Source organism: Nostoc sp., from assembly GCF_036917455.1.
Lineage (GTDB): Bacteria > Cyanobacteriota > Cyanobacteriia > Cyanobacteriales > Nostocaceae > Nostoc.
In genome coordinates this window covers 68348-83923 of sequence record NZ_JBALDK010000062.1, presented here as the reverse complement: position 1 = coordinate 83923, position 15576 = coordinate 68348, and the positions used below count along the sequence as shown (strand labels likewise).

13 protein-coding genes are annotated in these 15576 nt (G+C 39.0%); 4 read left to right on the top strand and 9 right to left on the bottom strand.

The window, feature by feature from the left end:
- Nucleotides 1-718: 718 nt before the first annotated feature.
- From V7K42_RS07305 to V7K42_RS07295, 3 genes are all read right to left on the bottom strand, one after another.
- The gene (locus tag V7K42_RS07305) at nt 719-1669 is read right to left on the bottom strand and encodes an NAD-dependent epimerase/dehydratase family protein (RefSeq protein ID WP_334914877.1); all 951 of its coding nucleotides are present in this window, start codon (nt 1667-1669) and stop codon (nt 719-721) included.
- A gap of 182 nt (nt 1670-1851) precedes the next feature.
- Entirely contained in the window at nt 1852-2913 is a 1062-nt protein-coding gene (gene hemE, locus V7K42_RS07300) for a uroporphyrinogen decarboxylase (RefSeq protein WP_334914876.1), read from the bottom strand.
- 239 nt (nt 2914-3152) lie between these two features.
- The gene (locus tag V7K42_RS07295; RefSeq protein ID WP_334914874.1) at nt 3153-3836 is read right to left on the bottom strand and encodes an Npun_F0296 family exosortase-dependent surface protein; all 684 of its coding nucleotides are present in this window, start codon (nt 3834-3836) and stop codon (nt 3153-3155) included.
- Between the two features lie 780 nt (nt 3837-4616).
- Between V7K42_RS07295 and V7K42_RS07290 the strand changes: the two genes are divergently transcribed.
- Together V7K42_RS07290 and V7K42_RS07285 are read left to right on the top strand one after the other, a co-directional pair.
- A complete protein-coding gene (locus V7K42_RS07290) occupies nt 4617-5366 on the top strand; it encodes a hypothetical protein (RefSeq protein WP_334914872.1) in 750 nt (249 codons plus the stop codon).
- A 33-nt stretch (nt 5367-5399) separates the two neighbouring features.
- Complete coding sequence (locus V7K42_RS07285; protein WP_334914870.1) at nt 5400-6023, top strand: hypothetical protein; 624 nt, start codon at nt 5400-5402, stop codon at nt 6021-6023.
- A gap of 147 nt (nt 6024-6170) precedes the next feature.
- Here V7K42_RS07285 and V7K42_RS07280 read toward each other — a convergent pair whose 3' ends face one another.
- The 6 genes from V7K42_RS07280 to pgsA all read right to left on the bottom strand — a co-directional run bounded on the left by V7K42_RS07280 (nt 6171) and on the right by pgsA (nt 12436).
- Entirely contained in the window at nt 6171-7490 is a 1320-nt protein-coding gene (locus V7K42_RS07280) for an ABC transporter substrate-binding protein (RefSeq protein WP_334914868.1), read from the bottom strand.
- An 18-nt stretch (nt 7491-7508) separates the two neighbouring features.
- Nucleotides 7509-8162: a glycosyltransferase family 2 protein gene (locus tag V7K42_RS07275; protein WP_334914900.1), complete on the bottom strand. Its 654-nt coding sequence runs from the start codon at nt 8160-8162 to the stop codon at nt 7509-7511.
- A 310-nt stretch (nt 8163-8472) separates the two neighbouring features.
- Nucleotides 8473-9261 carry a glycosyltransferase gene (locus V7K42_RS07270; RefSeq protein ID WP_334914866.1) on the bottom strand — a complete coding sequence of 263 codons (789 nt, stop codon included), beginning with the start codon at nt 9259-9261 and terminating at the stop codon, nt 8473-8475.
- 26 nt (nt 9262-9287) lie between these two features.
- Nucleotides 9288-10394, bottom strand: coding sequence for a class I SAM-dependent methyltransferase (locus V7K42_RS07265; protein WP_334914864.1), 1107 nt, complete (start codon nt 10392-10394; stop codon nt 9288-9290).
- A 514-nt stretch (nt 10395-10908) separates the two neighbouring features.
- A complete protein-coding gene (locus V7K42_RS07260; RefSeq protein ID WP_334914862.1) occupies nt 10909-11814 on the bottom strand; it encodes a S66 peptidase family protein in 906 nt (301 codons plus the stop codon).
- A gap of 79 nt (nt 11815-11893) precedes the next feature.
- On the bottom strand, nt 11894-12436 hold the full coding sequence (pgsA, locus tag V7K42_RS07255) for a CDP-diacylglycerol--glycerol-3-phosphate 3-phosphatidyltransferase (protein ID WP_334914860.1): 543 nt from the start codon (nt 12434-12436) through the stop codon (nt 11894-11896).
- A 185-nt stretch (nt 12437-12621) separates the two neighbouring features.
- On the opposite strand from pgsA, the gene V7K42_RS07250 reads away from it, so the two are divergent.
- Together V7K42_RS07250 and V7K42_RS07245 are read left to right on the top strand one after the other, a co-directional pair.
- On the top strand, nt 12622-14043 hold the full coding sequence (locus V7K42_RS07250; RefSeq protein ID WP_334914859.1) for an aspartate ammonia-lyase: 1422 nt from the start codon (nt 12622-12624) through the stop codon (nt 14041-14043).
- Between the two features lie 74 nt (nt 14044-14117).
- Nucleotides 14118-15089: a DUF362 domain-containing protein gene (locus V7K42_RS07245; RefSeq protein ID WP_334914857.1), complete on the top strand. Its 972-nt coding sequence runs from the start codon at nt 14118-14120 to the stop codon at nt 15087-15089.
- The last annotated feature ends 487 nt before the right edge of the window (nt 15090-15576 follow it).

The following is a 15576-nucleotide window of genomic DNA, read 5'->3' as shown; positions in this document are numbered from 1 at the left end:
CACTGATTTTGGGAACAGTAAGGATATAGCCTGACATCATGGTTTTTCAGAAAACTGAGGTTGCTATAGAGTTGCCGAAGGATATATTATATGTATTTAAAGTGCTGAATGGGCGATCGCTCTAAAAAATTAATCTTTCTGAGAGTCAATATCGTTATGAAATATAGGAATTATATTTTATTTTTGAAAAAATATAAGTATTTGTAGGGTGTGTTAGGGAGTTCCAAATAAAAAAATACTCAAAAAACTGACGGATAAAACTTTCTCCTCCTCATTCCTCTGTATTCTCTGTGTCTCTGTGGTTCGTTTCATTTGGGTAATTTATTTCTTGGAAGTCCCTTAGAGGATGTTTGAAAAGTGGTTGGCTGTGATTTTAGGCACTAACTGATCCCCCCTAACCCCCCTTAAAAAAGGGGGGAACCGGAATTCAAGTCCCCCTTTTTAAGGGGGATTTAGGGGGATCTAGAACGTTTTGCTACCCAGAAGAGGACTTTTCAAACATCCTCTTAGACGGAACGTCGTAACGCACCATCCGTAAGATTTCAAAAATCAAATACTAGTCTTATAGTTGCTTCGCCATTGGCTATCAAAGTTTTCAGTACACTGATTCTTAGCGTTGCATAAATGCGGGATGAATTAGCGACTGAAACTATTAATAATTCGTTCAGCATCAGGCGAAATCATCCCATGATTCAGCAACGCCAAACTACCTTACTGGCTAACGTTTAACGCCACTAATTTTTAAAACATCATTCATAGTTGCACAGTAATTTTGCAAGCCGAAACTATCGGGATTAATGAATTTTTTATATGTGAAATGTCGATAGTTCATGCAAAACCTATCCCAAGCCGCCATTTGAATGCGGAACAGAACAATAATCAAATTAGCCAATACTATGGATATAGGAATGCGAAAGTAAATCTTTTTGCCCAGATAAGCACAAACCTGTTTAACTGCTTGATTAGCAGTTAATGGTGCTTGACCTAAAACAAGTTGACGTGATTGATCGTTTTCGGGAGGACAATCGATTAAATATTGCACGACAGTAGCAATATCTCGTGCGTGGATAAAGTGAAAACTACCATCTGCTTCTAAAAAGCGAATCAAATTAATATATTTGGTAACTTCTGTAATCCCAGATGTGACAGCAGAATAGGGTTTATTTGCATCACCGCCTAATACTATAGTGGGAAATACTGTGGTAATTTTGGGTGCGATCGCTAATTGTTCTTTTTTATGTAAGCACTCATATTTAGAACGGATGTAATCTGTCCCAATTTCCCCGGCTTCTTTTAATGGTTGATTGTTGCGATCCAAAACGCTAGCTGTCGAAAAATAAATCACCTGCTGGCAACGTTCTGGATCTAGCAGTTCGAGCAACTCTATAGTCTTGACAACATTAATATCAAATGTATTATCACCACCCCAAGCTGTGGCTGTGAGTACCGCCGTATCAATTGTGGATAGCAAATCGGCAAACTGGCGAATATTTTGCATATCACCTTGTAAAACGTTGATACCTGAACGTGCCTTAGTATCAACTTGCAGTTTACTTGGGTTCCTAACTAGTAGATACAGTTCGCGATCTGTTTCCTTAATTAAGGCTTCTGTTAAATAATGACCTACACAACCACTTGCACCAGTCACTAAAATCCGTTTCTGGCTCATAGAAAATTTTTTAAAAGTAAGGAGTTAAAAATGAAGAGTTAAAAATCAAGTTAAAAGTTCCGAATCAGAAGTTATGAATTAAGTTAGGAATTATAAGTGAGGAGTTAAAAATAACTCTGCACCTCACAATTGATAACTTAATAACTCATAACTCCTAACTCATAACTCATAACTCATAACTCCTAATTCTTAACTCCTGCAAGATTCAGTTCCTTTGCAGTTTCAAAGAAGAAAGCGACATTTTCTTCGGGAGTTTCTGGTAAGACACCATGACCGAGATTGAGAATGTGACCCCAATTACCAGCTTTGCGAACGGTATCGAGAATGCGATCGCGGATAAACTGTTTAGAGCCGAATAACACGCCTGGGTCAAGATTTCCTTGAACTTTGACTTGCTTACCTAATCTTGCTCGTGCATCTGCCATATCCACAGCCCAATCTACACTGACAATATCAGCGCCAGATTGTGCCATTCTTTCCAACACACCCGCACTACCACTAACTAACAGAATCAAAGGTGTATCGGGGTGGGTTTGCTTGACTTGCTGAAAAACTCGCTGTTGATAGGGGAGAGCAAAGGTGTCATAATCTTGAGGACTCAATTGACCCGCCCAAGAATCGAACATTTGTACAACTTGAGCGCCAGAGTCAATTTGGTAGCGGGCATAGATGGCGATCGCATCTGCTAATTTAGTTAACAATTGATGCAATATCGTCGGATCTGAGAATGCCATATTTTTGATGATGGAATAGGTTTTAGAACCTTTTCCTTCCACCGCATAAGCTGCTAACGTCCACGGCGCACCCACAAAGCCTAACACCGTTGATTTATCGCCCACTTCAGAACGCAACGCCTGCAAAATTGTCTTGATAAATGGTAAAGCTGCTTCTGGTTCTAAGGGATGCAGACGATCGATTTGTTCTTTAGTGCGGAGGGGCGAGTGAATGATTGGCCCTTTACCTTCGGCGATATCCATGTCAATACCCAAACCAGGTAATGGGGTGACAATATCAGAAAATAAAATTACTCCATCTGGTTGGAAGGCTTTCCACGGTTGCAAAGAAACTTCAATTGCTACATCTGGAATTTCCGAGCGATCGCGAAACGAAGGATACTTCTCTCTTAAGTCTCGATATGCTTTCATATATCGTCCCGCTTGTCGCATCATCCATACAGGGGGACGATCTACTACTTCACCACGAGCAGCCCGTAAGAGATGAGGAGTCGTTGAATAAACACCCATTTATTACTTCATCCTATTTATGCCACTGTTTAGCTTATCATTCTGGGATTACGCTTTTCCAGCAAGTTCTCAGGAAAAGGTGAGTAACAGCGCATAGTAGTAATATTTTATAATATTTAAAATATTTTGGATATAAGCGCTCGGTTGGCTTTCCTACAGTATTAATGCCAAGTAGAAATGTCTCTACGCTAGGCGTAGAGACATTTGCTCAAGGGTTTTCAACAGGTATCCCGATCAATTTATACTTTCACTGTCACTTTCCGTTGTGAGCGTCTAAATAGTGAAGTCATACCACAAGCACCTATTGCTAACACACCTAACACCGCATTAGACTCGGGAACGCTCGCTAGTCTATAGGCGTGGTTATCTGTTTCAAAAGCAATTCCATCTGAGCGCATCACAACTCGGTCAAATGTTTCTCCTGTATCAGCTACAAGATTGACAAACATATTAGCTTGAGAGCTAGTCCAACTACCATCAGCTATTGCAGTTGGCACATCTGCACCACTAAAAGTCTTTAACAACTGATTACCTTTGTAAATGTCAACATAGTTGTAACTATCTAATGAACCTGCATAAAAACCGAAGTAATTAACAGCTTCTTTGAAGTTAATATTGACAAAACCACTGTCGCCTGCGACATTACTACCTGATGGAGAAATTGTCAGAAATTTGGTATTATCCCCATAAGGTGAGGCGTATTGACCAGATACACTACCTTGAACAATGTTACTAGTAATATTAGAGTAAGTAACAAATCCATTAGGATCGTTTGCTGTGCCATCGTCAAAGGTGACAGTTTTGGCATCAGAGTAGCTAGAAAACGGGCCACTGTTGACTTGCATAGTCACAGCACTAGCTGGATTTGCATTTATAACTACAACAGTTGTTGCTACTAAAGCCAAGGATAATTTTTGCTGCATTCTAGTAATAAATTTTGAAGAACACAAAGACAATTAAGACTGAACTTTTCTTGAAACCTAGCTATTAAAAAGTGGTTTCATGACTCCAACAACGTAGAAGAAAATCACAAAGATTATTATTTGTTTCTATATGACTGTTGTTGGTTACAACAAGCTTGGAGATGGAAGTTTATCTGGATGCTTTGTTGATACTATTTTGATTTTTCTAAGTCCGAAAAGATACGGTATATATACTAAAATATCTTTAAAGATTAAGTGAAGGTTATTATGCAATTGTAGGGAACAAGATAAAGGTATCTAAATTAGTCTCGATCGCAACCAAGGTTAAGAAGTAACAAAAAAACCACCATTTATCATTTGGTTTAGTTTCCAAGACTCAAAGCGATGCCTACGAAGGGCGACCCTTAAACCTTTAGCAATACAGCGCTTCCTGCTGGTATGAAGTACAGTTTCTCCCCTCCCCGCTACCTCCTCTAGCCTTTTCTAGTTTTTCAGGACTAAGAACGTACCTCACAATAGCGAGAACTGCTGTAAGCATAGGTTACTGAGATTAGTTAAGACTCTACTGAGAATGCACTGCCATTATTGGCATAATATGCCCACTTTGAGGACTGGGAAATTGCAAGTGGAAAATAATAATAGAAAATAGGGACTGGCGAGTGAGAAATAGGATAAAACAAGAATCAATATTGAATTGGGAATTGGGAATTGGGCATTGATTATTTCTCCCCCATTTTCCTCACTTCCCAATCCCCAGCCCCTAATCCCCAGTTCCCTAACATGCAAACTGACTCTAACAGTCCCGATGGTGTTGCATCTGCTAATAACGAGCCTAACCCAAGAAAGTTTTTGATTCCGCGATCGCAGCGACAAAGGTTCTTTATTCAGTTTACCTTAATGACCTTGATTGGATGGGTTGTGGGTGGTGTTGCTAGTATCGCCTTAGAGAAAATTATTCTCCAAAGCTCATCTAGTATTTCTTTCCAGCCACAAACATGGAGTATTTTAGTTAGAAGTCTCAGCAACGTTGTATTTGCCGTGATTTTCGCTGCTGACCAAGCCCTTGTCGTTTACCGATATTTACCGGGTTTGCAGTGGATATTTGCGACTAGCGTCGGTTGGCTGATTGCCAACGGTGTTTCTACAGCCTGGATTAACTATATTTCATCTATAGCCTCATCATTAAATGAAACTTTATCTCCTGAACAAACTTTTATTTTTGGGTTTCTGTCTGCGATCGCATATATAGTTTCTGGTATTTGGCTAGGGCTTTGCCAATGGCTGGTACTGAGGCGATATACACCAGGCATTTGGTGGTGGAATTTTTTACCCTCAATCTCTTTCTTCTTAATCACTATTTTGGTTTGGTTACTTTTTATTGTGCAAAATTTGATTCCAGAAACCTACCGTACTCCCATATTATATTGGAGTGGGCAAGGACTTACAGCAATGATTTTGGGAGCCATACCAGCAATTGGTTTGTGTACATTGAAAAGAAATTTACATCACAAAACTGAAGTTTCTCGCTGACTTGTGTCGATATATTCCATAATTTTAATGTTTATGACTCGTCCGCGCATTCTCCAACCTGGTCAAAGTTATACATTTAGTAAGTATTTTGAATTACCCTACGCCCCAGCAGACATCTTAGTGGAACTGGGATGTAGTTACGAACGCACATCGCTGCAACTACCACAATATTCAGGTGTAATTGACTATTTAGAATTTTTACAGCGTTACTTACGGCGCAATATTATTCGCGTCAACCCTATCAGCGAAGCTGCAAAACGTGAAGTTTTAATTGCTCCTATTTTGTTGGAAATTTGCGACCAAACGCAAACTCAACTGAACATTGAGTACCCCATTAATGTTAGTGAACAACTCAAAGGAAGTTTTGATTACTATATTTCATCTTCCAATTCACTGTTAGTAGTTGAAGCCAAGCAATCTGATTTAAGCCGGGGGTTTACTCAACTTGCAATTGAATTGATAGCACTCGATCAATGGACAAATTCTCAAACCCCAACCTTATATGGTGCTGTAACAAATGGAGAAGATTGGCGATTTGGGATATTTTATCGGCAAGATAAACTGGTCATGCAAGATATCAAACTTTATCGTGTTCCAGAAGGTTTAGAAGAATTAGTGCGAGTACTTGTAGGAATTCTTACCAATGCTAATAATTAATTATAGTGTTGCATATTTGCAGAATGATTTAGCAACTTCCAAAATTACTCCCCTGCTTGCGCCAATTCATCTCACCGTTATGCAACACCTTAATTATGTTCTCAAGCCACTGCACTTCAGAAGATACCACAACCTATCCAATCCCATTTAATTACTATCCCAAATAGTTTCCAAACGCTCTTGCGCTGTTTTGAGAGCCTTTTCGGGAGACTCACCCAGCAATGTAGCCTCAATAGCTCGACCAAGACTGTCAGAAAGACGACTATATCCGGGAATAATCGGTCGAGCGCCAGCCAGGGGAATTTGTTCCATAAACACTTTTAACCAAGGTTTTTGGTTGATAAATTGCTGATAAGCTTCACTTTGAGCAGCTTTAAAATTAATTGGTAAAAAACCGGTTCCAATACTCCATTCTTTTTGGAATTCTTCACTCAAAACATATTCTAAAAACTTCAATGCGGCTTCTTCTCTAGCTGGTGTTGTCTTCATCACATAGAGATTTCCACCACCTGTCACTGTAGCTTGGCCAACATTTGCAGGTATAGGAAATGCGTCGTAATCAACCTTAGATTTAGTTATATAAGTCCAAGGGCCTGTAATTTGCATAGCAACACGACCCGCTATAAAAGCATCCTCTTCATAACCCCGTTCTGGAGAAGAAAGCATTGCTGAACCATCTTTTAATAGCTCTTGCCAGAATTGTAAAGCTTTCAGCGCTCCAGCATTTGTTAAATCTGGTCGGTTATTTGTTAGTACTTCTCCGCCGGCACTCAATAAAAAAGGAAACCAGCTAAAAACTGTCCATTCTCCCTTCCCCAAAGGCAGTATAATTCCGTACTGTTCTGGTCGATTGTCGCCGTTGCGGTCTATGGTTAATTTTTTGGCGACTTGCCTCAATTCTTCCCAAGTTTTGGGCGTTTGCGTAATTCCCGCAGCTTCAAAAAGCTTAGGTCTATAAAAAATACCTATATTGCTCGTATATAATGGGGCTGACCAAAGATGACGATCTAATTGCAATTCTTCAAGTAGATTAGGTCTAATTTCTGACTTTAGTGGTAATTTTTCCAACCAATCTTCTAAAGGTATAATTGCTCTTAAATCTGCCAACTGACCTGTAATTTGCGGGTAGAATGCCAGGATATCTGGAGGCACATTACCCACAACTGCTGTTAATATTTTTGGCAATTGAGGTTGAGCTAAGAAGATAGATTCTACCTGGACATCAGGATGAGTCTGATTAAATTTGTCTACCAGTTTGTCAAACACATCCCGATTAGTCGGGGGATTGATTGCTTGCCATAAAGTCAAATGAATTACTCCGTCGTCCTTCTGTGTTATTCCCTGACAACCAGATAAAAGTATTAAGTACGAACTTAGGACAATCCCTAGAAGTAATATCTGCCAAATAGAAGCAAGAAATCGGCGACAATAATGGCTTATTTGGGATATAAATATGATATTCTTCATATCAGGTAGTTAATCAAATTAAGAAATATTCTCTAAAACACTTTTGGTAATACTAGTTTCTGCTCTTGTATAAATATAAGTTTGAGGTTCGCTTATTTTTTCAGTTCTGAATATTTTTGCTGCTCGATACCAAAAGTCTGTATCCTCTCCGTAGGCAATATTATTAAATCCTTTTACCTCAAAAAACACCTGTCTCTTACCAAAAAATGTTGGGCCTAAAACACATTCTCGAAGATTAATTGTTTGACCTGGTTTAAAATAATCTGCAACTAAAACCTCTTCTTCTGTTGCGAATCCACCTTCAATCAAATCAATTTCTGGATTAGCTCTCATATATTCGATTCGAGCATCCAGGTGATTGACTTTGTACGCATCATCACTATCCAGGAATGTTATATATTTGCCGAAAGATGCCTGGATACCAGCATTTTTAGCATACCATAGCTTCCTGTTTTGATGTTTCAAATACCGGATATTTTGAAATTCTTGAATATAAGGATTGACAACTTCAAATGTATTATCTTGGCTGCCATCATCAACTATAATCAGTTCCCAGTTGTTAAAACTTTGAGCAATCACACTATCAATACAATTGTTTAGATATTTTGCTCGATTATAGGTACATAGGATAATTGATACTTCATGAGTAAAATCAAAAACTATAGTTTCCATTGTTAAATTATTATCAATCGTATTGTTCACACAAAAATCCAAATAATCAAGTATGATTTTTAGACCACTTAAGAAGAGGATACTAAACTGAATCTTACATAAACAAAGTTATTAACAGGCTGAAAAATTACTTCTTAACTGTGTAAATTTATAAATTCATGCATTATATTATTATAATTATAAGCGATGAGACTAAGATCAAAGTTTTCTCTGACGTATTATACAATATTTTTGCGATGATATTGGTTTTTATCAATCATTTTTCTAATTGTATCAATAACAATTCTTTGAGCTTCTGGTCTAGTGTCATTTAAAATATTATCTGGCAAAACCTAATGAATTCTTTCTGATGTAAATTTGCACTAGCAGATTCAGAAACAACGATACATAAACCTGCTGCCATTGCTTCTAATACCACAAGTGGCGCAACTTCACCTTCACTAATTAAAACTAAACAGCTATAATTTGTGAGACAAGAATAAACTTGTTCTAAACTCCATACACCTAAATGTTTTGTTGTTGTTCCTTCAACAAAATCAGGATCATCTAAAGGGCCAACAAAATCTATTTCAATATTTCTGTCTATGATTTTTGCCAGTAATTTCTGCTGTTTTCTTGGTTGTATCCAACCTAAACAAATAGCTTTATTATTTCCTTGAGATTGAAAATTTATTTTCTGAGTATCAATACCATTCACTTGCACTGATATATATCCAGAATATCCTGATTTCAAGAAAAATTTTTTGGTTAAATGAGACAGGGCAATTATCCCAGGTGCATTAAAATAATGTTGGTATGCTTCTCTAAATTCTTCGTTCCATTTATCTGTTTTAAACAGATAACCATCATGGCAGGTGAAACAATATTTCTGTTTAAGGTTTCGATTAAATTCGCTCACAAAACCGTAGGCGTGTAAATGCACAGAATCATAATTATTATTAATATATTCTATGGCTTTGTTAACATCTTTTTCATTTAAGATATCAACTTGATGCCCAATTTTATCTAAACAGTTTTTATACTCATTTATCACAGTTAAAACAGAATGCGATAAAGGAGGTTCAGGGATATAACCCCAAGCAACAAGAGGAATTTTCATAAATAATTTAATTTTTTCTCATAGATTTACTTTTCAGCCAAAATACAAGTTGCAACGGGATAATCTGGATGATAAGCGTCTAGTTCTTCAGATGTCAGTTCTTCTACGGCTATTCCATGATAAGAGGCTATTACAGTGCTAGGGTTGCCATAGACATACAACTTCTGTTGTGAGAAATTTTTATACATCCAGGCGAAAGCATCAGGTAAAGGCCGCCAATAATCAACGGGAGTAGCATGAACTCTAATGGCACTTGGTACCATCGCAAAACATTTTCCACCAGGTTTTAGCCAAGTGTGGATGTTTTCTACTGCTATCCAGGGGGCATAACAATGTTCTAAAACGTTAAAAATTATCACTGAATCAAAAGATTCTGGTTTGATAACAGAGACATCGTGAACATCCCCAACTATATCTACTCCTGGGCCTGGTTCTAAGTTGAGAATCTGATATGATGTGCCTGGATTAATTTGATAGAAATCTTTATCTTTTGGTGTTCCTCCTATTTCTAAGATATTGCCACCAATTTGGGTTTGAATTTCTTTAAGGAATTTGCTGAGATAGTATCTATCGACGGGTGTCCCTCTTGTCAATCCAAATGCTTGGCAAATAGGAACTGTTTTTTTTAAATCACCCCAATCTATTGAACCTGTAGCAGGAGATAGTAAACCAAGATTTTCTAGGTGTTCTACTAATTTACGAAAGTCTTCTATATTCTCAATAGATTTTAGGTCATCTTTTAATTGATATTGGGAAAATAATTGTAGCAATACTTGATAATTTTCTCTACTTAATAAACCAAGTTCATATTGCATTTCCTTTTCTATAAAACTCCGAAAGCCTTTACCAAAAATTGTGAGGCTACCATCTGCTAAAAAAATTAGAGCATTTTGAAGAAGCTGCTCATATTTTTCTAGCTCATGAATGACTTTCTCTGCTATAGGTTCTAATTTAAGTTTTTGAAATATTTGGTAAGCTTTCTCTAGCGAATGTTCGTGAATAAATATTTCCAGTATTGCCAACCATGATTTGGACGGGATCATTTCTGCTGTTTGCTGACTCCAAGCAAAAATTGCATATAACTGTGAATCCTCAACTTTTAAAAAGGCATTAGGTACATATTGTTTTGGCATAGAATTAATAACTCAACTTTTTCTAATAAGGAGGATGATTTGGGTATTATAAGCTATTTTTTATTTTATCTATAATGACATCACATTTCTTTTCACCCACGCTTAGAATACTAATTCAGTAATTCTGTGAGAACTTGTCTCAACCCTACCCTGTTTCGGAGAGCGGAGTTTTACTCCGCCTTCCCTAGTAGATAAGAAGGCTAGAGGGTTAGGTTTTTAATTATTGAATCGATGCTCTAAATATCTCTAATTGTCGCAGGGGATCACTAGAGGCGATTACCTTTGCTTGGATATTCGAGTTGATCTCAGAGGATGTTTTAAAATTCATGATTGATGTGTCAAATATTTCTCTACCCCACCCTAACCCTCCCCTTATAAAGGGGAGGGAACCGGATTTTATTGTTTCCCACCAATATATCGGGGGGATTAAGGGGGGTAATAATTCGATTCAAGTTACAGCTAAATTCTGTGAGTGGATTATGACTGTTTAATCAGAAGTGGATCTGATTTTAACTTAATGGGGATGCCCGATCGCTAATATTCCCGCATCCCCATCTAAAGTTACCTCTACACCCACTGGTAATGCTGCATTGGGACTATCATGGCCAAAAGGTAAGTTAGAGACAATAGGAATACCCAAATCGCCCAAGCGATCGCGCAATACTTCTTCTACACTAAAGCTAGGCACATTTGGCGGCGCTTCACAGCGAGTAAAACCGCCTAAAGCAATACCGCAGACTTGAGACAAAGCACCACTCAAACGCCATTGTGTCAGCATTCTGTCGATGCGATAGGGTGCTTCCGTGACATCTTCTAACGCCAGGATTACACCATTGAGATTTGGCAGGATTGGTGTAGCTAAAAGGTTAGTAGCTACCGTGAGATTACCTGGTAATAAAGTACCAGATACCACACCACCACCCCATCCGCAACCTTTGAGAGGCGCGAGAGGACGACCTTCTACCGAATCGAATAATCGTTCAATTGACCAATCAGGCTCATCTGCGAAAGTCACCATTACGGGAGCATGAATGCCGGAAATTCCTGCTATGTATAGGCTCCACAATAAAGCTGTGATATCAGAAAAGCCAATCAACCATTTGGGAAGGGCTGAGTTTTGTTGCCAATTCCAATCTTCTAAAATACGGGTACTACCAAAACCGCCTCTGGCGCAGAGAATACCGCGACAATTAGGATCTTGCCATGCTACTGCTAGTTGCTGACGGCGGATTTCATCTGTTCCAGCTAGATAACCCCATTTGTCATCTATCTGTGGACTGATTTCTAATCGATAACCACGCGATCGCCAAATTTCAACACTCTGTTCAAATACCTCAAATTCTCGCAAAGCACCACTAGGGGCAATTACTCGTAGTAAGTCTCCAGGTTTTAAAGGCGGTGGTAAGATTTTGGATGGCATGAAAAAAATTAGGGGTTCAGAACTCCGATAAAATTTTATTGAAATCTTTTTTGAAAGCGATCGCTACAGTGGTTTTATTTTAGGTTCGTTTTGTATCTAACTGTGGATTTTCCTTAGCTGGATTTTGCGGTACAAGATAAATACCTCCAGAGATTAAAGTTAGGGCGACAGAAACCCAAAAGGCAATCAGAGAGGGAGTTTGCCAAACTTCCGCGAGAGGCGCAATTAAAAGTGCGATCGCGATTATTTGACTAACAGTTTTGAGTTTACCCCAAATATTTGCCCCGGTAATCGTCGTTTGATTCACTCGCCAACCAGCGATCGCTAATTCTCGCGCTAAAATCAAAAACACTCCCCAAGCTGGGACTTTTCCTAGTTGAATAAAAACCAGCAACGGCGCAAGCACCAAAAGTTTATCCACTAAAGGATCGAGAAATTTACCCAATTCACTAATTTGGTTGAGTTTCCGCGCCAAATAGCCGTCTAACCAATCAGTTAATGCCGCAACGATAAAAATTGCCAAACATATCCACTGAGCTTCAGGTGTAGGATTATATAAACCGTAAAGCAGAAATGGTATCCCCAATAGGCGAGAGAACGTAATCCAATTGGGTATGGTCATAATAATTCGTAATTCGTAATTCGTAATTCGTAATTTGTCATAGGGAATTCAAAAATAAAACTTCAAAGTTAACGAGTGTAAAGCAACAAGCAGTCAAGCAAATATGCAAAATCTATGCAGATTAGTGTATCTGAGTGTGCCTGCATGGGAAAATCTGTTTTCTGTAGCTCTCTTAAAACAATACTATGACTGAACACACAGACAACCAATTCCGCATCGAACGCGATTCGATGGGCGATCGCCAAATTGCTTGTAGCGCTTATTACGGCATTCAAACGCTGCGGGCAATCGAAAACTTCCCAATTAGTGGTATTAAGCCTTTATCCACTTACGTAGATGCCGGATTAATAATTAAAAAAGCTACAGCAATTGTGAATGGAGAACTGAATTGCATTCCCCAAGATATTAGTCAGGCGATTATTCAAGCTACTGATGAAATTCTAGCTGGTAAGTTTCGGGATCAGTTTGTCGTGGATGTTTATCAGGCGGGTGCTGGAACATCTCACCACATGAATGTCAACGAAGTTCTGGCAAATCGCGCCTTAGAAATTTTGGGTGAAGAAAAGGGTAATTACAAACGTGTCAGTCCTAACGATCATGTTAATTATGGGCAGTCTACCAATGATGTGATTCCTACCGCCATTCGGATTGGTGGATTATTGGCATTATCCAAGACATTGCACCCAGCAATAGATAGTGCGATCGCATCTTTAGAAAACAAAGCTGTAGAATTTCAAGATATCGTCAAATCTGGCAGAACCCACTTGCAAGACGCAGTACCGGTGCGTTTGGGTGAAAACTTTCGGGCTTGGGCGTACATTCTTGCAGAACATCAAAACCGGATTTACACCGCCTCTGGTGATTTGATGGTGCTGGGTTTGGGAGGTAGTGCAGCCGGAACGGGGTTAAATACTCATCCTCTATATCGCGCCCGTGTGGTAGAAGTTCTCTCAGAATTGATTAATACACCTTTGGAACCTGCGCCCCATCTTATGGCAGCAATGCAGAGTATGGCCCCATTTGTAAACGTTTCCGGTGCTTTACGCAACTTAGCGCAGGATTTAGTCAAAATATCTCATGATTTGCGACTAATGGATTCGGGACCAAAAACTGGTTTGAAAGAAATTCAACTCCCCCCAGTGCAACCCGGTTCCTCAATTATGCCAGGGAAATATAACCCAGTCATGGCAGAGATGACATCAATGGTGTGTTTTCAGGTGATGGGTTACGATAGTGCGATCGCATTAGCCGCACAAGCCGGACAATTAGAATTAAATGTGATGATGCCACTAATTGCCTATAACTTGATTCACAGTATCGAAATTCTTGGTAATACCATCGCCGCACTCACCGAACGCTGTATCGAGGGAATTACTGCTAACCAGGAACGTTGTTTAGCTTATGCCGAAGGCAGTTTAGCTTTAGTAACCGCACTCAATATCCACATTGGTTATTTAAATGCTGCTGCTGTCGCTAAAGAATCTTTAGAAACTGGTAAATCTCTGCGCCAGATTGTCCTAGAACGCGGGTTGATGAGTGAAACAGACTTAGCTACAGTGTTAAATCTAGAACAAATGAGTGGTATCTTACCGCTCAAAACAGAATAATAGTTATGGGGAATTGGGCATGGTTATTCCTCCTTGTCCCTATTCCCCAATCCCCAATCCCCAATCCCTAATCTATGCAGACTCAAAAACCATCTGTTAGTCTCATTCGGGCTACATCCTACGAACGAGAGGCTTTAAGAGAATCCTTGATCGTTCTCCTGGAACCTTTTGGAGGAATAGCAGCATTTGTGAAAAAAGGCGATCGCGTTTTACTCAAACCCAATCTACTTACAGGATCGCGTCCTGGTAAAGAGTGTATCACCCGTGCCGAACTAGTTTACGAAGTTGCCCAGATGGTAATTGAAGTTGGCGGTAAGCCATTTTTGGGTGATAGTCCTGCTTTTGGCAGTGCTAAGGGCGTAGCAATCGCAAACGGCTATCTGCCTATTTTAGAAGAACTCAATCTTCCCATCATCGATTTTCACGGTCGACGTTACCAAACCGTCAGTGATAATTTTAACCATCTGCGACTATCTAAAGAAGCAATGGAAGCAGACGTAGTGATTAACCTACCGAAAGTGAAATCCCATGCCCAATTGACATTAACACTGGGGGTAAAAAACTTATTTGGTTGCGTCCCTGGCAAAATGAAAGCTTGGTGGCACATGGAAGCCGGAAAAGATGCCAATAGATTTGGTGAAATGTTAGTAGAAACTGCTAGGGCTATTAACCCTAACTTAACCATATTAGATGGCATCATCGGTCATGAAGGAAATGGCCCTAGTAATGGTGAACCTCGTCAACTCGGTATTTTAGCAGCCGCATCAGATATATTTGCTTTAGATCGGGCAATGATAGAAATCCTCAATGTTTCTCCTGAACAAGTGCCCACAGTTGCAGCTTCCCAAAGGCTAGGAGTTTGTCCAGAACTTGCTGCTATAGAGTTTCCACATTTAAATCCTGACTTATTAAAAATAGAAGATTGGCGACTACCAGACAAGTTGATACCCATAGATTTTGGTATGCCCCGCGTAATTAAATCTACCTTTAAGCATCTTTACACCCGATTTATCAAAGAACCAATTAGTGTTTACGGAAAGAATTAGGGACTGGAAACTGGGAAGACAAGGAAGATAAGGGGAATAACCCATACCCAATCCCCAATCCACAATTTAGTGCAAACTTCGTTACAGCAATCTTATTTATTAGCAGAGTAATCTGTAATTACCCTCCGATTGCTTAACCAGACCGCCCTATTGTATTAGTGGCGGTTTTTTTAGCTGATTAATTTATTATGCAATTTCTCCGATTAGATTTTGATTTATCCAAAAAGTTATACAGATTTAGCATCTGGAAATTAGACCAGAGTTAGGCAATAACGCGCTACATATAGGACTCCTATTTGATTTTTGAACAAGATTCAGTACCATCTATACCCTTCTTTTCTGTTAAGAGTCCCCTATTTCCTACCTACGCAGATAATTATGGCTACGCCACGCTACGCGAATAGGAATCAAATCGGATTACTATATCTATGCGAACTTCTAAAATATCTTTTACTCTACCTATATATAGATTGACAAAAGCGCTGTA